This window comes from Erythrobacter sp. S57(2025), assembly GCF_057365055.1.
In genome coordinates, this window is record NZ_CP200299.1 from 1,696,957 (window position 1) to 1,721,314 (window position 24,358).

General features: G+C 57.4%; 26 protein-coding genes. 19 read left to right on the forward strand and 7 right to left on the reverse strand.

Annotated elements, in window-relative coordinates; translation table 11 throughout:
- Positions 1-61 precede the first annotated feature (61 nt).
- Together AC0V6N_RS08270 and AC0V6N_RS08275 are read left to right on the forward strand one after the other, a co-directional pair.
- Positions 62-574: a PaaI family thioesterase gene (locus AC0V6N_RS08270; RefSeq protein ID WP_486171096.1), complete on the forward strand. Its 513-nt coding sequence runs from the start codon at positions 62-64 to the stop codon at positions 572-574.
- A complete protein-coding gene (locus tag AC0V6N_RS08275; protein WP_486171097.1) occupies positions 567-956 on the forward strand; it encodes a PaaI family thioesterase in 390 nt (129 codons plus the stop codon). The genes AC0V6N_RS08270 and AC0V6N_RS08275 overlap by 8 nt, the downstream gene beginning before the upstream one ends.
- On the opposite strand, the gene AC0V6N_RS08280 is transcribed toward AC0V6N_RS08275, so the two are convergent.
- From AC0V6N_RS08280 to AC0V6N_RS08290, 3 genes are all read right to left on the reverse strand, one after another.
- Positions 953-3,100, reverse strand: a complete 2,148-nt coding sequence (locus AC0V6N_RS08280; protein ID WP_486171098.1) for a transglycosylase domain-containing protein — start codon at positions 3,098-3,100, stop codon at positions 953-955. The genes AC0V6N_RS08275 and AC0V6N_RS08280 overlap by 4 nt on opposite strands.
- A 45-nt stretch (positions 3,101-3,145) precedes the next feature.
- The gene (locus AC0V6N_RS08285; protein ID WP_486171099.1) at positions 3,146-4,126 is read right to left on the reverse strand and encodes an AAA family ATPase; all 981 of its coding nucleotides are present in this window, start codon (positions 4,124-4,126) and stop codon (positions 3,146-3,148) included.
- 74 nt (positions 4,127-4,200) lie between these two features.
- Positions 4,201-4,881, reverse strand: a complete 681-nt coding sequence (locus AC0V6N_RS08290; RefSeq protein WP_486171100.1) for a cupin domain-containing protein — start codon at positions 4,879-4,881, stop codon at positions 4,201-4,203.
- An 83-nt stretch (positions 4,882-4,964) separates the two neighbouring features.
- Here AC0V6N_RS08290 and AC0V6N_RS08295 point away from each other — a divergent pair, with 83 nt between their 5' ends.
- Both AC0V6N_RS08295 and AC0V6N_RS08300 read left to right on the forward strand, forming a co-directional pair.
- Entirely contained in the window at positions 4,965-5,804 is an 840-nt protein-coding gene (locus AC0V6N_RS08295) for an oxygenase MpaB family protein (RefSeq protein WP_486171101.1), read from the forward strand.
- A gap of 25 nt (positions 5,805-5,829) precedes the next feature.
- Positions 5,830-6,189, forward strand: a complete 360-nt coding sequence (locus AC0V6N_RS08300; RefSeq protein ID WP_486171102.1) for a DUF1428 domain-containing protein — start codon at positions 5,830-5,832, stop codon at positions 6,187-6,189.
- A gap of 12 nt (positions 6,190-6,201) precedes the next feature.
- On the opposite strand, the gene AC0V6N_RS08305 is transcribed toward AC0V6N_RS08300, so the two are convergent.
- Positions 6,202-6,795 (reverse strand): J domain-containing protein, encoded by a 594-nt coding sequence (locus AC0V6N_RS08305; RefSeq protein WP_486171103.1) that lies wholly within the window; start codon positions 6,793-6,795, stop codon positions 6,202-6,204.
- Positions 6,796-6,864: 69 nt separating this feature from the next.
- On the opposite strand from AC0V6N_RS08305, the gene AC0V6N_RS08310 reads away from it, so the two are divergent.
- Genes AC0V6N_RS08310 through AC0V6N_RS08325 form a run of 4 tightly spaced genes read left to right on the forward strand, consistent with a single transcriptional unit; the run spans position 6,865 to position 9,361 of the window.
- Positions 6,865-7,134, forward strand: a complete 270-nt coding sequence (locus tag AC0V6N_RS08310) for a BolA family protein (RefSeq protein ID WP_486171104.1) — start codon at positions 6,865-6,867, stop codon at positions 7,132-7,134.
- A complete protein-coding gene (locus AC0V6N_RS08315) occupies positions 7,134-7,601 on the forward strand; it encodes an NUDIX hydrolase (protein ID WP_486171105.1) in 468 nt (155 codons plus the stop codon). Before AC0V6N_RS08310 ends, AC0V6N_RS08315 begins: the two co-directional genes overlap by 1 nt.
- 51 nt (positions 7,602-7,652) lie before the next feature.
- Complete coding sequence (locus AC0V6N_RS08320) at positions 7,653-8,465, forward strand: SDR family NAD(P)-dependent oxidoreductase (protein ID WP_486172452.1); 813 nt, start codon at positions 7,653-7,655, stop codon at positions 8,463-8,465.
- 5 nt (positions 8,466-8,470) lie between these two features.
- Positions 8,471-9,361 (forward strand): alpha/beta fold hydrolase, encoded by an 891-nt coding sequence (locus AC0V6N_RS08325; RefSeq protein ID WP_486171106.1) that lies wholly within the window; start codon positions 8,471-8,473, stop codon positions 9,359-9,361.
- Here AC0V6N_RS08325 and AC0V6N_RS08330 read toward each other — a convergent pair.
- The gene (locus tag AC0V6N_RS08330; protein WP_486172453.1) at positions 9,358-10,425 is read right to left on the reverse strand and encodes a DUF2332 domain-containing protein; all 1,068 of its coding nucleotides are present in this window, start codon (positions 10,423-10,425) and stop codon (positions 9,358-9,360) included. The two genes, AC0V6N_RS08325 and AC0V6N_RS08330, sit on opposite strands and share 4 nt — an antisense overlap.
- Before the next feature lie 106 nt (positions 10,426-10,531).
- Here AC0V6N_RS08330 and hisG point away from each other — a divergent pair, with 106 nt between their 5' ends.
- The 9 genes from hisG (at position 10,532) to AC0V6N_RS08375 (ending at position 20,775) form a co-directional block, all read left to right on the forward strand.
- Positions 10,532-11,209 (forward strand): ATP phosphoribosyltransferase, encoded by a 678-nt coding sequence (gene hisG / locus AC0V6N_RS08335; protein WP_486171107.1) that lies wholly within the window; start codon positions 10,532-10,534, stop codon positions 11,207-11,209.
- Entirely contained in the window at positions 11,206-12,498 is a 1,293-nt protein-coding gene (gene hisD / locus AC0V6N_RS08340; protein ID WP_486171108.1) for a histidinol dehydrogenase, read from the forward strand. Before hisG ends, hisD begins: the two co-directional genes overlap by 4 nt.
- Positions 12,495-12,962: a transcription antitermination factor NusB gene (gene nusB, locus AC0V6N_RS08345; protein ID WP_486171109.1), complete on the forward strand. Its 468-nt coding sequence runs from the start codon at positions 12,495-12,497 to the stop codon at positions 12,960-12,962. Before hisD ends, nusB begins: the two co-directional genes overlap by 4 nt.
- A gap of 25 nt (positions 12,963-12,987) precedes the next feature.
- Positions 12,988-13,845: a thiamine-phosphate kinase gene (gene thiL / locus AC0V6N_RS08350; protein WP_486171110.1), complete on the forward strand. Its 858-nt coding sequence runs from the start codon at positions 12,988-12,990 to the stop codon at positions 13,843-13,845.
- A gap of 170 nt (positions 13,846-14,015) precedes the next feature.
- Positions 14,016-16,133, forward strand: coding sequence for a sodium-translocating pyrophosphatase (locus AC0V6N_RS08355; protein WP_486171111.1), 2,118 nt, complete (start codon positions 14,016-14,018; stop codon positions 16,131-16,133).
- Between the two features lie 186 nt (positions 16,134-16,319).
- The gene (locus AC0V6N_RS08360; protein WP_486171112.1) at positions 16,320-17,498 is read left to right on the forward strand and encodes a GNAT family N-acetyltransferase; all 1,179 of its coding nucleotides are present in this window, start codon (positions 16,320-16,322) and stop codon (positions 17,496-17,498) included.
- A complete protein-coding gene (locus AC0V6N_RS08365) occupies positions 17,495-18,391 on the forward strand; it encodes a cupin-like domain-containing protein (RefSeq protein WP_486171113.1) in 897 nt (298 codons plus the stop codon). Before AC0V6N_RS08360 ends, AC0V6N_RS08365 begins: the two co-directional genes overlap by 4 nt.
- 45 nt (positions 18,392-18,436) lie before the next feature.
- Positions 18,437-19,366, forward strand: a complete 930-nt coding sequence (locus tag AC0V6N_RS08370; protein WP_486171114.1) for an acyl-CoA thioesterase — start codon at positions 18,437-18,439, stop codon at positions 19,364-19,366.
- 353 nt (positions 19,367-19,719) lie between these two features.
- Positions 19,720-20,775 (forward strand): fatty acid desaturase, encoded by a 1,056-nt coding sequence (locus AC0V6N_RS08375; protein WP_486171115.1) that lies wholly within the window; start codon positions 19,720-19,722, stop codon positions 20,773-20,775.
- Positions 20,776-20,780: 5 nt separating this feature from the next.
- Here the strand turns inward: AC0V6N_RS08375 and AC0V6N_RS08380 are convergent, their stop codons facing one another.
- Entirely contained in the window at positions 20,781-21,593 is an 813-nt protein-coding gene (locus AC0V6N_RS08380) for a universal stress protein (RefSeq protein ID WP_486171116.1), read from the reverse strand.
- A gap of 116 nt (positions 21,594-21,709) precedes the next feature.
- Here AC0V6N_RS08380 and AC0V6N_RS08385 point away from each other — a divergent pair, with 116 nt between their 5' ends.
- Positions 21,710-23,209 (forward strand): carotenoid oxygenase family protein, encoded by a 1,500-nt coding sequence (locus AC0V6N_RS08385; protein WP_486171117.1) that lies wholly within the window; start codon positions 21,710-21,712, stop codon positions 23,207-23,209.
- A 16-nt stretch (positions 23,210-23,225) separates the two neighbouring features.
- Here the strand turns inward: AC0V6N_RS08385 and AC0V6N_RS08390 are convergent, their stop codons facing one another.
- Positions 23,226-23,531, reverse strand: a complete 306-nt coding sequence (locus tag AC0V6N_RS08390) for a S24/S26 family peptidase (RefSeq protein ID WP_486171118.1) — start codon at positions 23,529-23,531, stop codon at positions 23,226-23,228.
- Between the two features lie 207 nt (positions 23,532-23,738).
- Between AC0V6N_RS08390 and AC0V6N_RS08395 the strand changes: the two genes are divergently transcribed.
- The gene (locus AC0V6N_RS08395; protein WP_486171119.1) at positions 23,739-24,350 is read left to right on the forward strand and encodes a superoxide dismutase; all 612 of its coding nucleotides are present in this window, start codon (positions 23,739-23,741) and stop codon (positions 24,348-24,350) included.
- The last annotated feature ends 8 nt before the right edge of the window (positions 24,351-24,358 follow it).

Here is a 24,358-nt window from a genome sequence, read left to right on the forward strand (position 1 = left end):
TTCCAAATGTTGAAATGAAATTTCTTTAAGCATTAAATTAGTGAAATAGCGATACACCGTAATGAACCAAAATAATGATAGAGTATTGCATGGTTTTAATGCTAGAGAAGCTGGAAAGTTTTTCTTTCGCGGGGGCCATACCGGCTGGCTAGGGTTGCGCTATTGCGACCACGGTCCCAATTGGGTTGAAATAGAATTACCTTGGCGCGAAGAACTCTTGGGTGAACTGGATCGCGGCGTGCTTGCCTCTGGCCCCATTATCAGCCTGATGGACATGGCAAGCGGCATGTCCATTTGGCAAAAGCTGGGGACTTTCACCCCAATTGCCACGCTTGATCTGCGGGTCGATTATCAGCGCCCGGCACGCGAGCGAAATTCAGTGCGCGGTCGAGTAGAATGTTATCGCACCACAAGGTCAGCCGCTTTTGTGCGAGGGATTGCGCATGATGGCGATGCCAGTGATCCTGTTGCGCATATCGCAGGTGTTTTCATGACAATTGGCAAAGACCCGCGTCAGGGCAAAGTGCCTGCGAATTCTTTGGAAGTCAGCGAAGCGGGAACTGGCGATGCGTAAGCCTGAGCTACCAGCCTATGCCAAAGCGCTTGGCATCTCTGTCTGCGATATCGAAGAGGGCGTGCCGGTGCTGACGGTCGATTTTGGCCCCAATGTCGAAGGGCGCCCGCAACATTATCACGGTGGCGCAACCGCCGGATTGCTCGAGAATGCAGGTTATTCAGCGTTGCGCGCCCGCCTTTTGGAGGACGAACGCGAGGCCCAGATCAAGCCGGTGAACATCACTGTGCAGTATCTGTCAGCAGGAAAGTCGCAACCCAGCTTTGCCAAGGGGCGAATAACCCGGCTTGGGCGGCGGAATGCAAACATCGCTGTAGAGGCATGGCAGAGTGACCGCGATCGCCCGATTGCAACCGCAATCATGAATGTCCTGATGGGCTAGTCCTGCGGCTCAGTCTCTTCGATCCGAAATCCGTCTTCATCGAGGCGAAGTTCAATCGGGACGCCGTCCTGAGTGAGCACGATACCTTCTTCTTCAAAGCGCAGGGCAGTGCCATCTTCACCCAGAGGAATTTCCTCGCCCTCTTCGATATCGAATGGTTGCACAGGCCCCTGCGGATCGGGTGCGCGGCTGGGCTTTGGTGCAGGAAGTGACAGCGCACTGCGCATGAAATCCTTCCAGATGCGCGCTGGCAATCCGCCTCCCGTCACCTGCCCCATTGGGGAGTTGTCATCATTTCCGACCCATACGCCGACCACAAGATCACCCGCATATCCCACGAACAAAGCATCACGGTAATTTTGCGTTGTGCCTGTCTTGCCGTAATTCGCAATCGGCAATTCGGCAGCCTCGCCCGTCCCGCGATTTATGGCTGCGCGCAGCATCGTTTCGATACCCTCATGTGCGCCCCAGGACGCGCTTGAAGATGGGCTGGTCAACAACTCCCAAATCCACTCGAAAAAGCCCTGCTCCTCTTCTTCGAATGCATAGGGGCGCACTGGAAATTCATTGGCGGCCACACCTGCATAGGCGGAGGTAAGTTCAAGCAGGCTCATGGTCGATGTGCCGAGTGCGAGGCTGGGATCGCCCTCCGTCATAGGGGATCTTACCCCCAATGATTGCGCCATACGGATCACCCGTTCGCTGCCTACCTCATTGAACAATCGTACAGCCGCAACATTGCTAGATGAAGCGAAGGCGTCCTCTAGCGTGATCTCTTCAGAGTAACGGTCGCGAGAGTTCTTGGGCCGGTAGGAACCGGTTTCGATCGGCGTGTTGGCAATCGTGTCTTCCGGCGACCAACCTGCTTCAAGGGCGGCAAGGTAGACGAACAGTTTGAAGGTGGAACCAGGCTGGCGTTTGGCCTGTGTTGCGCGGTTAAATGGGCTATCCGCATAGCTCTTGCCCCCGACCATGGCGACCACTTCGCCCGTTGGCCGCATCGCAACGAGTGCGACTTGTGCATCACCCAAAGCAGCGCGGCTGGTAACCCTATTGGCCAGCGCCTGTAGCTGTGCATCGAGCGTCGTGGTCACAACTTGCCGAGCGTAGCCTGCCTCCATATCTTCGCGCGCGATAGGCAGAGCCCAATCCGCAAAATATGTGCCCGTAGGCAGGTCATTCTTCGTTCGAACGTCCAGTTTTGGGTCGGGAAGCGCATCAGCTTCGGCCTGCGTGATGTATTCCGCTGCCACCATGGATCCGATCACCTGATCCATCCGCGCTTTGGCCCGGTCGTAATGCTTGGTCGGAGCATAGCGCGATGGCGCTTGTAACAATCCAGCCAGCATTGCTGCTTGTTCGGGTTTCAGGTTTTCGGGCTGGCGATAGAAATAGTGCAGGCTTGCCGCGCGCAAGCCATATTGATTGTCACCAAAATAGGCGTTGGACAAATACCGTTCGAGTATCTGATTCTTGGTCAGCCACCCTTCAAGCCACAAAGCGATCATCGCCTCTCGCGCTTTGCGGCTGAGGCTTTGCTCGGGCGTCAGGAAGGTAAATTTGGCGAGCTGCTGTGTGATCGTGCTACCACCGCCTCTGCCCGTCCATATCGCGCGCGCGATCCCGCGTGGGTCGATCCCCCAATGCGAATAGAACCGGCGATCCTCAATGGCGAGAAATGCCTCGATTACATGCGGAGGTAGCTTCTCAACCTCAACGGGGGCGTCCACCATCGCCCCATGCCGAGCAATCGGCGTGCCGTCACTTGCGAGCAAGGTGACCTGCGGCGCTGCAATAGGTTCAAGGCTTTTCGAAAGCGGCGCGGTGATGGCGAGCCAAGCGACCATCACAAGCAGCAGTACAAAACACGCCGCCACGATGCGCACTGCCCACCAGCGTTTGCGCCGCCCCTGCCAATAGGCACGCTTCCATAGCGGCAAGCGCCGGCGCTCTTCTCGCGTGACTGCGCCGTCAACATCGGCAAGCTGCGAATCCCAACTGTCGAAATCTGTTGAGCCTGCCGGCCTGTAGACTTGCGGCCCATCATCCAGATCATAGGGGCGCTGGCTATCGTAAAGCGCGTAGTAGCCCGGCTCATCAGAGCCACGCTTTCCCCGTTTCCAGAATTTCTCAAACAGCGCCATTGTGTGAGTGTGTTAGCAGCCTAACACGCCCAATTGCAAGTTCGCTTATGCTGCGCCCTCTGGCAGGTCCTCATCAAACACGCGCTGGTAGTACTCGCTCACCAATGTGCGCTCTGCTTCGTCGCATTTGTTGAGGAAGGAGAGGCGGAAGGCAAATCCAACTGACTTGAAGATCGCCGCGTTTTGCGCCCATGTGATGACCGTGCGCGGGCTCATGACGGTTGAGATATCGCCGTTCATGAAGCCCTGACGCGTCAATTCGGCAACCTTGACCATATCCGCGATCATCGCGTCATCGGTATCAGGTGTCTTTGATTTGACGATCTGTTGCTCAGTTTCAGCAGGCAGATAATTCAGCGCGCATACGATGTTCCAACGATCCATCTGCGCTTGGTTGATCGCCTGCGTGCCGTGATAAAGACCGCTCGTATCGCCAAGGCCGACCGTGTTAGTCGTCGCGAAAAGGCGGAAATACGGGTTCGGCGTAATCACACGGTTCTGGTCAAGCAGGGTCAGCCGACCATCAAATTCCAGAACGCGCTGGATCACAAACATTACATCAGGGCGACCTGCGTCGTATTCGTCAAAAGTCAAAGCAACGGGGTGCTGCAACGCCCAAGGAAGAATGCCTTCTTTAAACTCAGTAACCTGAAGGCCATCCTTCAACACGATGGCGTCGCGTCCGATTAAGTCGATGCGACTTATATGCGCGTCGAGGTTTACACGGATGCTCGGCCAATTGAGGCGCGCTGCGACCTGCTCAATATGCGTTGATTTACCTGTGCCGTGATAGCCCTGCACCATCACGCGGCGATTATGCGCAAAACCAGCCAGGATCGCGAGAGTTGTCTCGGGATCGAAAACATAGCTTTCGTCAAGCTCGGGCACATGTTCGCTGGGCTCTGCAAAAGCGGGGATTTGCCAATCAACGTCCACTCCAAACACATCGCGCACATCGACCATGGCGTTAGGCTCGGTGGGAATGGCAGAGGAGCCGGCGAATTCTTCGGATGAGTGTGAGGTCATTACGAAACGCGCGTTAATGGCCTAATGCGAGGGCTGCAAGAGTTGCGTTGCGAATTGAGACTCATACAGCGAAATCAGGCGCTATCTGGCAAGCGAATTTCTCTGAGGTGACCGCGCTTGATCCAAAGCTGTGCGCCCTTGGTCCCCCCTTGAATTTGCGCCTTGTGACCCGCCGGTAGACGCAGCCAATCATTGCGGCCCAAAGTGTCATCATTGATCATGATCTCACCGGCCAAAACCAAAGCTTCGACGCCGCCAGTATCTGATATCTCGGCTGTCGCGCCCGCATCCCATTGCTCCAGCGAGACATGCTCATAAGCACGATCGGCCAGCACGGCGCTGAGCACTCCGGGCCGCGTAGGATCCTTCGCCATTTCGACGGAGTTTAGATCGATCGCCAATTGATCCTGATCGGTCGGGTCGAACTGCCAGAGCTTTACGAAGATAGTGCAACCCGGCTCCGATCCGGGAATGTGATGCGTACCCACAGGATTTCGCACATAGGTGCCTGCAGGATAGTTTCCGTGCTCATCCTGAAATACACCTTCAAGCACGATGAACTCCTCACCGCCCGAATGCGTATGTTCGGGAAAAGCGCTGCCTTTAGCATAGCGCACGAGTGAGGTTGCGCGCGCCACTTCGCCGCCAATACGATCCAGCATGCGTCGGTCTACACCCTTCATGGGCGATGGCACCCAATCAAGCGAGTTGGTATGCACGATCACTGGTTCGTCAAAGTTCGCGTTTACTGCCATCCTTTGTAAGTGGGCTCGAAAGGCGGCATTCAAAAGGCAAACTTCGCTCGAAAAATTCGATCTGTGTGATTACATTCCCTAAAATGCCCGATCCCATTGAATCTTTGCGCCTTAAACTTGTTGATCAGGTTCGCGGTGTCTTCAATGATCGTGCTGCCGGGCAAAAGCCGGTCCCTCCATCGGACGAGGCTCTATTCGCCAAAGATACGCCAATCCGCATGGTTCATGCTGATCTGGTGGGAATGATGACAGGCGGTATCAGAAGCTTGCTGCTGCAAATGCTCCATCCAGAGGCATTGCAGGGCGTGCTCGACCACTCCAACTTTCGCGAAGACATGCATGGCCGCCTTCGACGCACTGCCCAGTTTATCGCTGTGACGACATTTGGTCATGAAACCCGCGCGAAAGCAGCGATTGAGAGGGTCAATGCGATCCATGCCAAAGTCAATGGAACGCTGCCCGATGGCACGCCGTATGAGGCCAGCAATCCGCGCACACTGGCTTGGGTCCACGTGGTCGAGGCGCAAAGCTTCCTTGCTGGCTATATCAGACACGTTCAGCCCAATATGCGGCACGCTGATCAGGATGAATATTATCGCCAGTTCGCGATAATAGCACGCGCACTGGGCGCCGATCCCGTGCCAGAAACCCGCAATGAAGCAGATAGTATTTTCAGAGAATTGCGCGGTGATCTTCGCGCCTCACCTGAAGCGCGCGAAGTTGCGAATCTTGTTCTAACGCAGCGTCCAGAAGGCACACCGCCCGGCGTTCAGGCGATCTTGGGTGCAGAAGCGGTTGCAATGTTGCCCGATTGGGGCCGATCCATGCTTCGGCTACAGCGCCCCGGCCTCACCGCCCTTCCTGCCCGGGCGGCAACATGGGGCGTGGGCAAAACCTTGCGCTGGGCATTCAAACAGAATTAGACCTTTGCCAGAGGGAGAACACAAAATGTATATCGCCATCGCAATGCTTTCCGTGCCCGAGAGCAACAAAGACGCCTATCAAGAAGCTGCCGAATTCATGGCCAATTGGTCGATGGATCATGGTGCTTTGGAAGTAATGGAGCTGTGGGAAGCCAATGTGCCCGACGGCAAAGTGACCGACCTTCGCAAAGCGGTTGCTGCGCCCGAAGGTGAAAAAATTGTCGCAGGCTGGGTCATCTGGCCGGACAAAGAAACGCTCGACAAAGCAAAAGAGGCAATGGGTAAAGGCGAAGGCTTCGAAGGCTACCCTGAGGGCGAACCGCCCTTTGATGGCTCACGCCTAATCTTCGGAGAGTTCGAACCTGTTCTGATGAAGGGCCGCTAACCGGTTATATTATCAGGCCAAAGCTGCGCTCTTTCGCAGCAACTGATACGCATCAACCACCTTGGTTAAGCGCGCCTCGTATCGGCGATCGCCGCCATTGCGATCAGGGTGATACCGTCGCACCAATTCGGAATAGCGCCGCCGCAATTTAGGCCTGTCCGTGTCAGACCCTAACCCCATCGTCTCGAGCGCTTCAGCTTCATCCTTAGAGAATTTGCCGGTCATCGCCATCTGTGCTTCGCGGCGCGCTTTGCTTTTGATCCCGTTTGCGCGGGCAGAAATCGCATCGAGAGGATCGTCAAAGTCCGCCCAACGCGGCAGGCCATCAACCGCTGCCCTCGGATTGAACGACGGGCTTTCCGTGCGCCAACCGCTCGCCGGAGATTGCGCCGTGATGATCTCCTCAGCGCTCATCCCTTCGAACCAGTCATAGCCTGAATTAAATTCGCGCACATGGTCCAAGCAGAACCACCTCCACTCACCAGGGCCATCAAAACCGCTAGGGCGATAACCGGGCGCACGAAATTCTCCGGGCTCACGGCAAGTGGGATGCTCGCAAACGCGATTGGCCTCTTCGTGCCTTCCATGGAATCGCGATTGCGCCATAAGCTCTTGAGAATGGTGATTTGGGCCCCAAGTTCCAAGACCAGAATGCAAAAAGGGACATTAGGCACTATGAGCGGCACAGTAGCAGCGGAAATGCGGGGACTTCTGGAAGCGGCTTTTGCGCCGACGGGTCTGGAAATTATCAATGATAGCGCGCAGCATTCCGGCCATGCGGGCGATGATGGCTCGGGCGAATCTCACTTCACCATAGTGATCGAGGCGCCAGCGTTCTCCGATATGAACCGTCTTGCCCGGCAGCGTGCAGTTATCGCGGCGCTTGGAGATATTGTTGGTCAACGTGTCCATGCCGTTGCGATCAAGGCCAGCGCACCCGCTTGATGAATGAATTTGGCAATGATCTGCGCGTGCGCCGTTCAGCACGGATCATCGTGCTCAATGCACAAAGCCGCGCGCTCATGTTCCGTTTTAACGTCGCAGATCGACCGCCTTTTTGGGTAACCGCTGGCGGTGAATGCGAGGCTGGCGAGAGTTTTGAAGACGCAGCGCGGCGCGAATTGTTTGAGGAAACGGGGATCACTGCCGATCCCGGCAACCAAATTGCCCGCACCACCCCCCAGTTCATTACCGTTGAGGGTGAAAGCGTCCAAGCTGATGAGCGCTACTTCCTGATACGCGTCGACCAGCAGGCGATCGACACATCGCATCACACCGAGTTGGAGCAGCGCGTTATGACACAGCATCGCTGGTTCACCAGCGAGGAGCTGTCCGATTGGCCCGAAGCAGTGTTTCCGGAAGATCTGCAAAAGATCATTGCCAGTGCGTTTGGAAATTGCACCTCAAGCTGATTGCACCTTGCATCCCGCCGCTCTATTCCTTTCGCCAAACGGGAGAGAATGATGGACTATGCGGGCAAGGTAGCGTGGATCACAGGAGCATCATCGGGCATTGGCGCTGCACTAGCGCGCGATATCGCCAGCCGCGGTGCACATGTGGTCTTGTCGGGCCGTGACGAAACGCGTCTTTCTAAAGTCGCAGGCGATTGCGGCGAAACGCTCATCCTGCCTTTCGATGTGCGCGATGATGATGCGCTCGCAGATGCCACTGCCAAAGCGATTAGCTGGAAAGGTGGTGTCGACATTGCCTTTGCCAATGCAGGGGTCTCGCAGCGATCCAGAGCACTAAAGACCGACATGCAGGTCTATCGCGATATTATCGATATCGACCTGACATCGCAGATTGCCTTTAGCCAGGGCCTAATCGGCCACATGGCAGAGCGTGGCAGCGGCAATATCGCTTTCATCTCTTCGATCGCCGGCAAAGTCGGCGTACCCATGCGGACCGCCTATAGCGCGGTGAAATTTGGGCTGGCTGGATATGGAGATGCCTTGCGCGGAGAACTGTCGCAGACCGGCGTCAATGTGCATGTGATCTATCCCGGCTCAGTCGCTACCGATGTGGCTCGCAATGCCATGGTGGCAGACGGATCAAAACGCGGGGTCAGCGACAAGGTGATTGACGAGGGCATTCCCGCAACTGACGCCGCCAAGACCATGCTTGACGCGATGGCTAATGGAGAGCGTGAGATCATCGTTGCTCAAGGGGCGGAACTGGCAATGGGCGATATGCGGCGAACCCCTGATGCATTGTTTGATCAAGTCGCAGCGATGGTAGCCAGTGGCTATATGGAACGCATGGAAGAAGGCGAGTAAGCTAGATGGAGCAAAAGCGCATTACGCTCGCCAATGGTATCCATCTGGATGTGGTGGATGAAGGCCTAAAGGAAAGGCCCGCACTCATTTTCCTGCACGGCTTTCCTGAAAATCACCGCACTTGGCGCCACCAAATCGCGCATTTCTCTGATCGGTATCGCTGCATTGCGCCCGACCAGCGCGGCTATCGCGGATCGTCCAAACCGCAAGAGGTTGAGGCCTACACGCCTGACAAGATGATCGGAGATGTGTTCCAACTCGCCGACGCGCTTGAGATCGATACGTTCACCATTGTCGGCCACGATTGGGGCGGCGCGATTGCCTGGGGTGTGGCATTGAACGGACAGCATTCGCGGGTAACGCGAGCAATCATAGCCAACGCCCCGCACCCGGCGATTTTTCAAAAGCTGCTCTACACCCACCCCGGCCAGCGCGACGCGAGCCAGTACATCACTGGTTTCCGTAACACCGCAAATGACGACCTGGTGCGCGAACGCGGCCTGACTGGTATCATGCTGAAAGAGGTCGAGTGGGACAAGCCCAGCGCCATGCCAGCAGAAGAACGCGCGATTCTGCTTAAGGACTGGGAGGACCGCGATGCCTGTTTTGGTATGCTGAACTATTATCGTGGCAGTCCCATGGTCGTCCCCACCATGGATGAACCGTTCGAGCTACCCGAAGGATACACCGCACCGAATCTACCAAAACTCACTATCCCCACGCTTGTGATCTGGGCGATGGACGACCTTGCTCTGCCACCTGAAAATTTGGATGGGTTGTACGATATTGTCGATCCGCTGACCGTTCACAGAGTGCCGGATTGCGGCCACTTTGTCCCATGGGAAGCGCCCGAGGCGGTGATCAGCGCAATGGAAACGTTCCTGGTTGCGCCCTAGGAGGCGAGCCACTCTACCCAAGCACCATGCGGATGCGCGTGGCTTAGCAGCACCGGTTCACCTGTGCTTGTTTTGCCGTCCCAATAACGCACCTTCAGCTCATGCCGAAATGTCGCCGGATCGGTCTCGAGGCTCACCCAGCCAAGCGGTCGATCTGGGGTGGCATTCGCACCCGCTCGTTCGAATGCGGCGGTAATCGCCTCTTGCGTTGCCGCTGGCATATATTGCCACATGATCGAATGAAACATTGCCTTGGTCGTGCCAGTAAGTTGAGCTTTCGCCAACATTTCTGCCACAAACTCGCCCGCATCCTGCCTCACGACGTCGGGTGGACTTTCATTTGCAAGCTGTATCGCTGCATCTATTCGGGCCATGCGTGCAGGCGCGTCAGGCCAGACATAACTTTTCAAACGCAAGGCGCTTGCTGTTTCGGTAAGGTCAATCGGCGCGACATCACAACCGCGCACCGATTGAATTGCGAAACCTTCGGGAGCAGACGGCGGTGAGCCTCCCTCCCCCCGCCATTCAGGCGCAATTCGCATTGGAGAATTGGCGGGCCCTATTTCGGTTTCGCCCAAGCGAAAATGATAGCGGTCGAGCATCGTGTTCACCCCGGCGCTCGCGCCAAGCTCGAACAGGTCAAAGCGCGGGGCAACCTTGTACGAAAGCCACAAAAGCCCCGCCATTATGCTGGCAGAGCGCCCCGCTTCATTGGTCTGCGGTGGCCCGTCGAGCCACGGGAGCAGCACGGTATCGAATATCTCAACCAGCTCACACACCAACCGGTCAACTTGCCCCTGATCCGCGATCTGGCCACTGTAGACACGAGCCAATCGGTCATCCGCCCCAGACAGCAAAAGGTGATGCAGTCCGCCGGCGATGCGCAGCGGCATCGCATCTTTCAAAGTCAGCCCCTGCCAATTGGCGATGCGTCGCCCAGTGGCGGTGTCGCCATCGCGAACCTTGGCCAAAGCCCGAACGACGCGCGCCGTGCATGGAGCGCCATTTTCCTCAGCATGGGTGGCCTGCCAATCGAGCGCGGCAGTGAACTCTTCAATTGCCATTATGTCTTGCTGTGCCACGGTCCCACCTCCCTTGGCTTTGGTCTCAGTTGTTTCTCGGCTCGTTTGTGTTGCCCTTTGGGGAGCTAATCCCTAAGTCCGCCGCGCTATGACGCTCCAATCCTCTCAATTGACATTCGCGGTTCCCAAGGGACGCATCCTGGATGAAGCGCTGCCGGTTATGGCGCGCGCTGGCGTGGTGCCTGAGGATGGCTTTCACGACAAGTCTAACCGCTCGCTTTCTTTTGATACAACGCGCGAGGATATGCGGCTGATCCGTGTGCGCGCCTTTGATGTGGCAACTTTCGTTGCGCATGGAGCGGCACAGGTTGGTATAGTTGGTTCGGATGTGGTCGAAGAATTTGACTACGCCGATCTCTATGCACCCGTCGATCTTGATATTGGGCATTGTCGTTTGTCCGTCGCCCGTCTTGCTGATGCTCCTGAGGAAACATCGAGCGCAAGCCACCTTCGCATCGCCACCAAATACCCCAACCTCACCGCGCGCCATTTCGAACAGCAAGGCATTCAGGCAGAATGTGTGAAGTTGAACGGCGCCATGGAGCTTGCGCCTTCTCTGGGCCTCGCGCGGCAGATCGTTGATCTGGTCTCAACCGGGACTACCCTTAAGCAAAACGGATTGGTTGAAACACAGCGGATTATCGACATTTCAGCCCGCCTGATTGTGAATCGTGCGGCACTGAAAACCGATGCGCGCGTTGCTGACCTGGTTTCCGCTTTTCGCGCTGATGCTGAAAGCCGGACGACCAAAGAGGCGTCACAATGATTCAACTCTCTACCATGGACCCCGATTTCGAGCAGCGCTTTAAACGCGTTGTCGATGCCCGGCGTGAGGCTGACAATGACGTTAGCGGTGTGGTGCAAGACATCTTGCGCACGGTGAAGACCGGCGGCGACGATGCGCTGGTTCAATACACGCAGCGCTACGATGGCTATTCGCTGATCGACGATGCAGATTGGCTGATCACTGCTGTACGCTGCAAGGAAGCCTACGACGAAATCGAGCCGGAATTGCGCGATGCGCTAAACCTCGCAGCCACCCGAATTCGCTCCTATCACGAGGCTCAACTGCCCAAGGATCGGGACTACACGGATGAGGCTGGTGTGAGGCTGGGTGCCACGTGGCGTGCGGTTGATGCCGCGGGGCTTTATGTGCCCGGTGGCCGCGCAGCCTATCCCTCATCGCTGCTGATGAATGCGATCCCTGCTCGTGTTGCTGGCGTGGAGCGCGTTGTCGTGGTTACGCCTACGCCAAAGGGTAATTCCAATCCGCTCGTTCTTGCCGCAGCCCATGTCGCTGGTATTGATGAGATCTGGCGCGTTGGCGGTGCTCAGGCTGTGGGCGCGCTCGCTTATGGGACAGACCGGATCAAACCCGTTGATGTCATCACCGGACCCGGAAATGCCTTTGTCGCCGAAGCTAAGCGCCAGCTTTATGGCGTTGTAGGCATCGATATGGTTGCAGGGCCCAGTGAAATTTTGGTGGTGGCCGACGGGCAGAATGATCCCGATTGGACGGCGGCAGACTTACTCAGCCAAGCCGAGCATGACCCGAGCTCACAATCCATCCTGATCACCGATGATGCCGGTTTTGCCAAAATGGTTCTGGACTGCATCTCACTTCAGCTAACTCAGCTTTCAACCAGTAAAGCAGCAACTGCGAGCTGGGAGGATCACGGCGTTGTGATCCTTGTAAATGACCTTGAGGCAGAGGCCCCCGCTCTCATCAATCGTTTGGCGTCCGAACATGTGGAACTAGCGATCGAAAACCCAGAGGCGATGATGGCCAATATCCGTCATGCTGGGAGTGTCTTCCTTGGCCGCATGACGCCTGAGGCTGTGGGCGACTATGTCGCTGGCCCCAACCACGTCCTGCCGACAGGCCGCCGCGCGCGCTTTTCAAGCGGCCTTTCGGTGCTCGATTTTATGAAGCGCACGAGCTTCATTTCCCTTGATGAGGCATCATTCGGCGCTATCGGCCCAGCTGCCGCCGCGCTTGCCCACGCAGAAGGGCTACCTGCTCACGCCAAATCCGTGGAGCTCCGGATCAAATGAACACACCTGCCCGCTCCCAAGCCCGCTCAACAGCGCGCCTTGCCGCCGTTCAAGCGCTCTACCAGCAACAGATGGAGGGCACCGCGCTCAACAAGCTGCTAGATGAGTTCCACCAACACAGGCTTGGCAGAGAAGTCGATGACGAGGAGCACGAAGGCGAAGTGTTCGCCGATGCCGAGGTCGATTTCTTTGACGATCTCGTGCGCGGGGTCGATGCTCGCCGCGATGAGATTGACGAAGCGCTGACATCGCATTTGTCTGAAGGTTGGACCCTGGTTCGTCTTGATAAGACAATGCTGCAAATTCTGCGCGCTGGCGCTTACGAATTGGCTGCCCGCGCTGACGTCCCCACTGCCACAGCGATCAGCGAGTATGTCGATGTGGCCAAGGCTTTCTTCGATGATCGAGAGGCCAAGTTCGTAAACGGCATTCTAGACGCCTCAGCCAAGCAATTTCGCTCATGAGCCCGCTTAGGCTAAGGTCGCCTGAATGACCGAAGTCGAGTATCTCTCAGCATTGCGCACATTGCCGCTTCATCCCGGCGCTTACGGTTTGCATGATGATTGCGCGTTGCTTGAGGTTGGCGACGAAACGCTGATCTTCAATCACGAGATGATGGCAGAAGGCACGCACTTCCGGCCAGAAGCAAACTTGGCCGACGTCGCCTGGAAATTGGTGGCAATCAATCTGTCCGATCTTGCATCGAAAGGCGCAGAACCAATTGGGGTGCTCCAAGGCCACTCGCTCGGCGGCAATGACTTGCAGTTCGTTAAAGGACTGCGCGAGGCTTTAACCGCCTATAATGTACCACTGATGGGAGGCGACACGGTCGCAGCGACCGGGGCAAGCACCTATTCGATGACCGCGATTGGGCGAGCCACCTGCCGTCCTGTCCCCTCACGTATGGGTGCAAAAGCTGGCGATGCTGTGTTTGTCACTGGCACGCTGGGCTGCGCAATGATGGGGTTTGAGGGGTTTGAGGAACACCTTGAGGCATTCAATCGCCCGCAACCACGGATTGATGAAGGACGCATGTTAGCCCCGCATGTCAGCGCGATGATGGATATCTCAGATGGTTTACTGATCGACGCCTTCCGCCTTGCCAATGCAAGCAGTGTTAGCATTGCGATTGATAGCAGTAAGGTGCCCGTGGCTGCTGAGACACGGCGTGAAGAATGCATGCGGTGGGGCGATGATTATGAACTGCTCTTCACCATGTCGCCGGATGCTGTCTGCCCTGCTGAGGCGACGCGCATTGGCAGCGTCGAACCGCGCGGTTTTGCCCCGCTGACGCTCGATGGAGAACCCATCATCAATGCCGAAGGTTTGGGATATCAGCACGGCTGATCGGTCAAACCGACCAGATACTGTGCCAATTCGACCCCAAAACTGGTGAAATGGGCTGAATCGCCCCCTTTTCCGGCTTGTCAGCGGCCCACCACGACGTATGACTGTCGCCCTTGCGCCCGTAAAACAAAACGAGAGGCGCATTTCCACGCTTTGAGAGGGGATACTTCGTGGACCTAATACTCATATCAATCGGGTTAGGCGTGCTAGCCATCGTCTACGGCTTTGTAACAAGCCGCCAGGTGCTGGGTGCCAGCGCCGGTAATGAAAAAATGCAAGAAATCGCTGGAGCCATTCAGGAAGGCGCACAGGCCTATCTGAACCGCCAATACACAACCATCGGGATCGTCGGTGTTGTGGCTGCAGTCATCGTTGGACTGTTCCTTGGCGTTATTCCAGCTGTTGGATTTGTAATCGGCGCGGTGCTTTCAGGCGTTGCGGGCTATATCGGGATGAACATCTCGGTCCGCTCAAACGTGCGAACAGCTGCTGCTGCTGAGAAGGGCCTTCAAGAGGGCCTCACCATCGCTTTCCGCGCAGGCGCCATCACCGGTATGCTGGTGGCAGGTCTTGCGCTGCTGGCGATCGCAGTATTTTTCTATGTGCTCGTTGGCCCAATGGCTCTCGATGCGAACAGCCGCACCGTAATTGACGGTTTGGTTGGCCTCGCTTTTGGCGCATCGCTAATCTCGATCTTTGCACGTCTTGGTGGTGGTATCTTCACCAAAGCTGCTGACGTGGGCGCCGACCTGGTCGGTAAAGTCGAAGCATCGATCCCAGAGGATGACCCCCGCAACCCAGCCACAATCGCCGATAACGTAGGCGACAATGTGGGTGACTGCGCTGGTATGGCCGCTGACTTGTTTGAGACATACGTCGTTACCGTTGGTGCGACTATGGTTCTGACCGCTTTGCTGTTCTCTGAGCAGCTTGGCGACATTCTGCTGCCGCTTATGGCCTTGCCGCTGCTGATTGGCGGCGCTTGCATCGTTACCTCGATCATTGGCACGTACTTTGTCCGTCTGGGCAATGGCACCAATGTGATGGGCGCGATGTATAAAGGCTTCATCGTTACAGCCGTTTTGGCAATCCCGCTGATCTATTTGGTCACGCAATATGCGCTTGGCTCGGTTGGTGCGGACATGAACACGGTTCTTGGCACTGGTCCAAGCGGCGTGGAATTCCATGGCCGTGACCTGTTCTACTGCTCGCTCATCGGGCTTGCGCTGACAGGGATCATCATCTGGATCACCGAATACTACACCGGCACCAACTATCGCCCGGTGAAGTCAATCGCCAAAGCTTCGGAAACGGGCCACGGCACTAACGTGATCCAAGGTCTGGCTATCAGCCTTGAATCGACCGCTTTGCCAACCATCGTCATCATTGCAGCGATCATTGGTGCATACCAACTCGCTGGTTTGATCGGTTTGGCGTACGGCGCAACCGCGATGCTTGCTCTTGCAGGTATGGTCGTCGCGCTCGACGCTTATGGTCCGGTGACCGACAATGCTGGTGGTATCGCCGAAATGGCAGGACTGGATGAAAGCGTTCGTGAGAAAACCGACCTGCTTGACGCGGTCGGCAACACGACGAAAGCTGTCACCAAAGGGTATGCCATCGGTTCTGCTGGTCTGGCAGCGCTCGTGCTGTTTGCGGCTTACACCGCCGACCTTCGCGAGTTCTTCCCAAGCGCGAATGTCGATTTCAGCCTTGAAAACCCCTACGTCATCGTTGGTCTACTGCTCGGCGCATTGCTCCCGTACCTCTTCGGTGCGATGGGCATGACCGCTGTGGGCCGCGCGGCGGGCGACGTGGTTGTCGATGTGCGTGACCAGTTTGCCAAAGACCCTGGCATTATGAAGGGCACCAGCCGCCCTGATTATGCTCGTACGGTCGACCTGGTGACGAAGGCTGCGATCAAGGAAATGATCGTACCGTCACTGCTTCCGGTGCTTGCGCCCGTTGTCACCTACTATGTGATCCTTTGGATCGCTGGTCAGGATAACGCGTTTGCAGCACTTGGTGCACTGCTTCTGGGTGTGATCGTAGGCGGTCTATTCGTCGCGCTTTCCATGACCGCCGGTGGCGGCGCATGGGACAATGCGAAGAAATACATCGAAGACGGCAATCACGGCGGTAAGGGCTCTGAAGCTCACAAAGCGGCTGTGACCGGTGACACTGTTGGCGATCCTTACAAAGATACCGCAGGTCCAGCCGTGAACCCGATGATCAAAATCACCAACATCGTCGCGCTGCTTTTGCTCGCGGCACTTGCTGGGCACTAAAGCCCGCATGCCTGTTGGCTGTTGAAAGCCCCGCCGGGAGCAATCTCGGCGGGGCTTTTCATTTGGGGCCTGAATTGTGCCGTGATTGGACAGGCTCATTGGAGACCAAGCTTTCTTAACCCACAAATGGCATGAAACCCGCGCGCGTGGCACAGCGTGCGAGTGAACAGGGTTAAGGGAATGGACTTGGCGGCATCGCCAGATAGCAATGCGCTGAACTTTGCCAGCGCTCCCAAGCAAACGGCGACATCCGCTGGCGGTGCGGAGCTTCGCCTTGTCTCGACCCCGCAAGCCACCGATCCGCGCTTTCTTGAGAAGTGGCAAGCGCTCGCCAATGACGCTGCCGAACCCAATCCGTTTTATGAGCCATGGTGCCTGATCCCCTCGCTGCGGCGATTGCACGATGGCGGGAAGTTCGCATTGCTCTCTTACATCGTGGACGGTCGCTTGCGCGGTCTTGTCCCGATTGAGCGCAGTAAGCGCTATTACGGCCACCGTGTCTCGCATGCTTCCGCATGGTTGCACACCAACGCCTTTTGCAGCGCGCCGCTTGTCGCATCTGGGTATGAGCGAGATTTCTGGGTCGCTTTGCTTGATCGCTTTGACCGCAAGCCCGGCAGAGCCATGTTCCTTCACCTGCCGCAACTCCCCGCAGACGGCCCCATGGCCGCGGCTTTGCAGGAGGTTGCTGAGCGCGATGGACGACAGGTCGTCACAGTCAATGAAGGCGAGCGCGCTATGCTCGCTTCTGACTTGGGACCAGAGCCATATCTAGACGCGGCGATGAGCGCCAAGAAGCGCAAAGAGCTGCGCCGCCAGTACAAGCGCCTTTCCGAATGCGGAGAGCTGACGTTGGAACGCCGTGACGATGCGGAAGGGCTAGGTAATTGGATTGAGGAGTTCCTCACCCTCGAATCCAAAGGGTGGAAGGGTGAAGCAGGTTCTGCGCTTGCAAGCAGAGATGGAACACGGGCCTTCTTCTCCGAGGCTATGACAGGCGCAGCGGCGGCTGGCAGACTTGAGCGCGTAGCCCTGCGTCTCGATGGCCGCGCCGTTGCGATGCTGGCAAACTTCGTCACGCCGCCCGGTGTCTTCAGCTTCAAGACCACCTTTTATGAGGAATATGCCCGTTTCTCCCCCGGCCTGCTGTTGCAACTTGAGAACCTCGTCCTGCTGGAGCGCAGCGACATCGCATGGGCGGATAGCTGCGCCGTCGAAGGCCACCCTATGATCGAACGACTATGGAGAGAGAAGCGCTGCATCGTTAGCCGCAACGTCGCGATTGGCGGCAAGCTACGCCGTTTCGCGTTCAAGCAGATGGCGGCGTATGAGACGCGCGGCTCGCGTAAGGGGGCAAAGTCATGAACTCCCCCAATCACCAATTCAGCAGTTCGCATACGGCCAGCGCCGACGTGTTCGATGCGCAGGCCCGCGCCGCCTTCGCCGCGGCCTATCCCGAGACACCGCACACGCTGCGCCATGCGCTTGGCAGCCATGCTTTGCTGGAATTGGATGCGCTGGCTGACCTTGCTGAGCAGCTGCCTGAGGCAAGCATCGAGTACAACCGGGGCGATCTGCCAATCGGCGTCGATGGCAAGCCTGATGCGACCGGCCTCTCCATTGGCGATACGATCCGGCACGTGGCAGAGGCGAACAGCTGGGCCGTGCTCAAGAACGTCGAGCAAGCGCCTGTCTACCGCGCGCTGCTCGACACTCTGCTGAGCGAGATCAGCGCCGAGATCGAGGCCAAGACCGGCGCACTGCTGCGTCCCCAAGCCTTCATCTTCATCTCCAGCCCGAACGCTGTCACACCCTATCACTTCGATCCAGAGCACAACATCCTGTTGCAGGTTCGCGGGACCAAGGTGATGACTCAGTTTCCCGCCGGCAATTCGCACTATGCCGCAGATGAGGTGCATGAGAGCTACCACACGGGCGGCCCGCGAGAGCTGCATTGGCAGGACCGGTTCATGGAAGGCGCGCGTGAGTTCGCGCTTGGCCCCGGCGATGCCGTGTTCGTGCCGGTTATGGCCCCTCACTTCGTGCGCAATGGACCGGAGAGCTCCGTTTCGCTTTCGATCACTTGGCGCTCTGACTGGAGCTATGAGGAGAGCGATGCGCGCGCCTTCAACCAGCGGCTGCGCCGCGCAGGCATCGCGCCCAAAGCACCGGCTCGCTGGCCCGCGCGCAACCGGGCAAAGGCGTTCGCGTACCGCGCGCTGCGCAAGGCTGGCCTCACGCCGCACAGCGATGCGTAACCTCCCGGCTTGACCGCTGCGCCGCCTGCAAGCATGGCGCATCGCATGACTGACACAGCCGACAATCAGCAGCCCGATCCCCAGCGCCTCGTCGATGGGCTTGTGAAGCTCCTTACGGTCGAAAAGCGTGCAGCTGACATCTACCAAGGCCGCGAGCAGAAGGGCGGCATCGGCCGCGTATTTGGCGGGCAAGTCCTCGCTCAGGCTCTCCAAGCCGCCCAGGCAAGCGTGCCCGACACCAAAGCCGCACATTCGCTCCACGCCTACTTCCTGCGCGGAGGGCGCGAAGGCGCACCGATTGAGTACCGCATCGAACGGGACTTTGACGGGCGCAGCTTCTCCAATCGCAGGGTCGTCGCCGCGCAAGAGGACGAAGATGGCAGGCCCAAACCCATCCTCAACCTCACCGCCAGCTTCCAAACCCCAGAGGAAGGGATGGAGCATGAGGACGCCGCCATGCCCGAGGTCATCCCGCCAGAGGAGCTGAAGACCGATATGGAGCTGCGCCGCCTGATGGTGGACAAGATGGGCGACAAGGTGCCCGAAGCTCAACGCGCCCTGATGCTGCGCCCTCGCCCGATTGAGATGCGCACGGTTGACCGGCTGCATTGGATGAATTCTGAGCCCAAGGAGCCGCGCGCCCATAGTTGGTTTAAGACCGCCGCCGCGCTGCCCGATGACCCCGCCTTGCACCGCGCCATCATCACCTATGCCAGCGACTACACGCTGCTGGGCACGAGCGCCCTTCCCCACGGCCTTAGCTGGATGCGCGGTGAGCTGGTGGGTGCCAGCCTTGACCATGCGATCTGGTTCCACCGCGAAGCGCGAGCGGACGAATGGCTGCTCTATTGCACCGATGCACCGTGGTCGGGCAAAGGACGCGGCTTCAACAGGGGCCGCATCTTCAACCGCGAAGGCCAATTGGTCGCCAGCGTTGCGCAAGAGGGTATGATGCGAAAGCGCAAGGGCAAGTAGCTTCGGGTCACAACGCGCCGCCAGTTTGGACCGCGTAAGTGTACCGTGTAAAAATATTCGAGTTCCTCGTAAACTTCTGACCTTTCTTGCGAATTTTGAAAATCGCAGCACCTTAACTGTAACTTTCCGATTTTTCACATCTGTTGGATTTCGACGCTCATACTCAAACAAACACATAATATAGCGGGTTGGGCGAGTAGGAAAATGGCGATGCCTACCATCACAGCGCCCCCTCTTCACGAAAGTACGTTCATCGAGAAAGCTCCATTTTGCGATAGTCTGAGGTTGCTTTGCCACGCGAAGCGCCCTTAATGGCGTGACTTTATCTCCCTTCCCCAAGGACAGCTGCGACAATGCTAGAGCAGAGCGACACCGCCTCCCCTTCCACTTCGGAAAGTGAGGTCGCTTCACCAGAGCCATCGCGGATGATCATCACGCCAAGGCTGCTTCACGGCCTTGCTGCCTTTAGGAAACCGAGCGAAATTCGTTCGTGGTGGGAACTGGGCGTGACGCTCGCTCCGCTGATCGCGGTGATGGGCGGCATTTTGTGGGCAGTGTCGTCGGGCTATTATCTCGCGCTGATTTTGACCCCGCTCTCTGGCCTGTTCTTGCTGCGTAGCTTCATCATTCAGCATGATTGTGGCCACGGATCATTTATGAATGGCAAAGCGAGCAATGACTGGATTGGCCGCGCTATCGGCGTGGTAACGCTGACGCCCTATGATTGCTGGCGCAAATCGCATGCGCTGCATCACGCGGGCACCGGCAATCTGGATGCGCGCGGCTTTGGCGATGTCGATACGCTTACGGTGAAGGAGTTTCAGGCGCTCTCCCCGTTAGGACGGTTTGGCTATCGGCTCTATCGCCACCCGCTCGTGCTGCTTGGGTTTGGCCCGGCATACCTGTTCCTGCTGCGCCATCGCCTGCCGATTGGCCTGATGAAGGCAGGCTGGGTCTATTGGGTCAGCGCGATGGCCACCAATGCCGTGACAGCTGTGCTGCTCGCGTTGCTCGCATGGCAATTCGGCATTTTGACAACCGCGCTGGTGTTCCTGCCGACCCTGTTGGTCGCCGCCACAATGGGCGTGTGGCTGTTCTATGTTCAGCACCAATTCGAAGAGACGCATTGGGAAGAGCGCGAGCAATGGTCCTTCCAAGAGGCCGCCCTATGGGGCAGCTCTTACCTCCATCTGCCTTTGCCGCTTCGTTGGTTCACCGCCAATATCGGCATCCACCACATCCACCACTTGATGAGCCGCATTCCCTTCTACCGGTTGGAAGAAGCGCTCGACGCCCACCCCGAGCTCGCCGATGTCAACCGCATGACCATGAGGCACACGGTGAAGCCATTCCTGCTGACCCTGTGGGACGAAGATCAGCAGAAAATGGTAACGTTTAAAGAGGTGTGACGCCTCTAATGCGCGAGCAAGATCGGCAATTGCGGATCGCTCAAGCTGCGCCGCGTGACGCCGCCCAGCAGCAATTCTGACAGTCTTGAGTGGCCATAGGCGCCCATCACCATCATCCCGCATTCGCGCATCTTTGCCGCTGAAAACAGCGTGTCTGAGATTTTGGCATCGCCGCGCGGCAGCTCGACCATTTCGACATTGACGCCATAGCGGCTGAGATAGGTCGCCGCTTCAAGCGCTGAGAATTCGGCGCGCGATTTACCGCGCTTCTCGCTAACAGTGGCGAGATAGACCTTGCTCGACTTTTGCAGCAGCGACAATGCGTGGCGCAGCGCAACACAGGCTTCTGCTGATCCATTCCATGCGATCAAAATGGGCGCTTCGATATCGAGCCGGGCGCAATCCTCTGGCACAACCAGCACAGGCGTTGGCGCGGCCAGAGCCAGTTCGCCCGCCATGGAAGAAGGTCCAACGCCTTCGCCTATGTCGTGCGGGCCAACAATGATGATGTCATGCAAGGGCGATTGCTCAAGCAAGCGGTGCTCTGCCTGGCCATAGATAAACCGCCACTCCCACGACACGTCTTCATTGTAGAGGTCCGCTTCAATCTTTGCGCGTAATTCTTCGGCTGCGTCTTTGATGACGGGCATGGCCGCTGCCATGGCGGAACCGTAAAAGTCTCCGGGCGCAAACACCTCATAACTGACCGATTGCAGGCAGGTGATGTGGCCATCGCAGCCCCGCGCAATATCCATCGCGACCTGCAAACGCGCCTGCATGAACGCGTCTCCATCAATATGTAGCAAAATGTGTTTCATGGGTGCTCTCCTTGGTGGGAACTGCATTGTCGGCGTCGCACCGGGCCGTGTCATTGATCCAGATCAAGATTGCGCTTGGCGTTTCATGGTATAATCTGAGGTTTCAGGAGAGCCGAATGCAAATCACCCGCCAGCCGCCGGTCAAAACGACCCTTGAACCGTCAAACCACCCCTATCTTTCGGGGCCATGGACGCCGGTTCATGAGGAAGTGGATGTTGACGAGCTAGAGGTGATCGAAGGTGAAATCCCCGCTGACATTGACGGAATTTACCTGCGCAATACCGAAAACCCCGTGCACCAGCCGCTGGGCCGCCATCATCCGTTTGATGGCGATGCGATGGTGCATCAGGTGAGCATTTCGGGCGGCAAAGCGAGCTATCGCAACCGCTTTGTGCGCACACACTGCTTTGATGCAGAGCAAATCGCTGGTGGCGCGCTGTGGGGTGGTCTTATGGACCCTGTGGGCACCTCCAAGCGCCCCGGCTTTGGCGCGCATGAGGGGCTGAAGGACACAGGCTCGACCGACATTATCGTCCATGCAGGCACAGCCTATGCGACCTTTTACCAATGCGGGGAGGCATGGCAGATTGACCCGGTCACGCTTCAGAATTTGGGTAAGGCTTCGTGGGGGCCGCTCGATGGTGTTTCAGCGCACCCAAAGGTGGATGAGGCGACCGGAGAGCTGATGTTCTTCAACTACTCAAAGCACGCGCCCTACATGCATTACGGCGTCGTCGACCGCTCGGGCGCGCTGGTTCACTACGTGCCGATCCCGCTGCCCGGCCCACGCTTGCCGCATGACATGGCGATCACCAAGAACTGGTCGATCCTCAACGACATGCCCCTGTTTTGGGACAAGGATTTGCTGGAACGCAACATCCACGCGGCCCGCATTCATGACGGCGTGCCGACACGGTTTGCGCTGATCCCGCGCCACGGCCAGCCGGAAGACATTCGCTGGTTCGAAGCCTCCCCAACCTACGTCCTCCACTGGACCAATGCGTATGAGGAAGGCGACGAGGTAATCCTCGAAGGGTACTACCAAGACAAACCCATGCCCGACCCGATCGAGGAAGCGGGCGAATACAGCCACATGATGGCCTATGTTGATGAGCATTCTTTCCAGAGCCGCCTGCACCGCTGGCGCTTCAATCTGAAGACCGGCGAAACCACCGAAGAGCGGCTCTCTGATCGCATCGTTGAGTTTGGGATGATCAACCCAGACTATTTGATGCGCAAAAGCCGGTATTTGTGGTCCACCACAACGCGCCCTGGCTGGTTCCTTTTCAACGGCTATGTCCGCCACGATACCCAGACGTGCGAGGAGCAAGTGTTCCAACTGCCTGATGGTGTCTATGTCAGTGAAAGCCCAATGGTGCCGCGCAAAGGCGCTCAATCTGAAGACGATGGCTACCTCGTCACCTTTCTGATCGATGAGAATACCGGAACATCAGAACTGGCGATCCTCGATGCGAGTGACGTGACCAAAGGCCCGATCTGCCGCGCGGCGTTGCCGCACAAAATCTCGAGCGGGGTTCACACGACGTGGGTCGAGCATTCACAGCTAAAGGCAGATGCGGCGTATCACTCCGCTAGAATTGCAGCGGCAGCCTGAAGCGATCTAACGCAAGCTATCGCGGTGTGCGCCAGCGCAGCAGCGGAATGCGGAAAAGCGGTTTGCCAAACACTTCGCTGCGCGCGACCGAAGACGCCGCATCGGTGCCTGCAACCAGCCGCGACATCCCGTTAAGCGCAAGACGACCATTTTTTGAAACCGCGCCCACTTCCTTGATGATCCAACCAAAGTCAGGGTGACGCGCCAATACGATGTCACCGCGCGTGGCGCGCGCGCTGCGGCGGAACACAACGAAGGCCCCGTCAGAGTATCTCGGTTCAGTGCTTCGCCCGGAAATGCGGGCAATCCGAATAGGCAACATTGCCCACTATCTAACCAAGATCACGCAGCAATTGCATGCAAGTTTTTGTAAAATCTCAAAATAGTCGACGAATTCTATGCACTCGCTCGTCAGAAAAACGCAATTCGGTCTGAAGAGTTGCGCAACCTTTGCCGCGCCGGTGCATTCTGTTTATAGCGCCTGACAAATTCAATCTTTCAGGCAAATCCAACCAAAGAGGACACGACCGTGGCTTTCAATCTTATCGACCTGCCTTATCCCGATACCGCTCTTGCGCCGGCCATTTCGGCTGAAACGCTCTCATTCCACCACGGCAAGCACCACAATGCCTATGTGACCAAGATGAATGATGCGATCGCGAACACCGCTCATGATGATGCCGCTCTCGAAGCCGTTATCGCCGATGCGCGCGAAACAAATGGCGGTCTGTTCAACAATGCAGCGCAAACATGGAACCACGCCTTCTACTGGCACTCAATGGCGGGCGAAGAAACCGCGCCATCTGACGAGTTGAAAGCGAAAATCGAAGACGCCTTTGGCTCAGTCGAAGAGCTCAAGAAGCAGCTTAAGTCACGCGGCGCAGGCCACTTCGCTAGCGGCTGGGTCTGGCTCGCTGAAAAAGACGGCATGCTGTCGATCCAGGAAACCCATGATGGCGATACACTTGCAGACAGCGACTACAATCCGCTGCTGACGATCGACGTATGGGAGCACGCCTATTACATCGACCACCGCAACGCGCGCCCAGCCTATCTGGACGCAGTGGTTGACGGTAAGCTCAACTGGGCATTCGCCAGCGAAAACCTCGCGCGCGGCTCGGCTTGGACCTACCCACGCTAAGCTTTCAA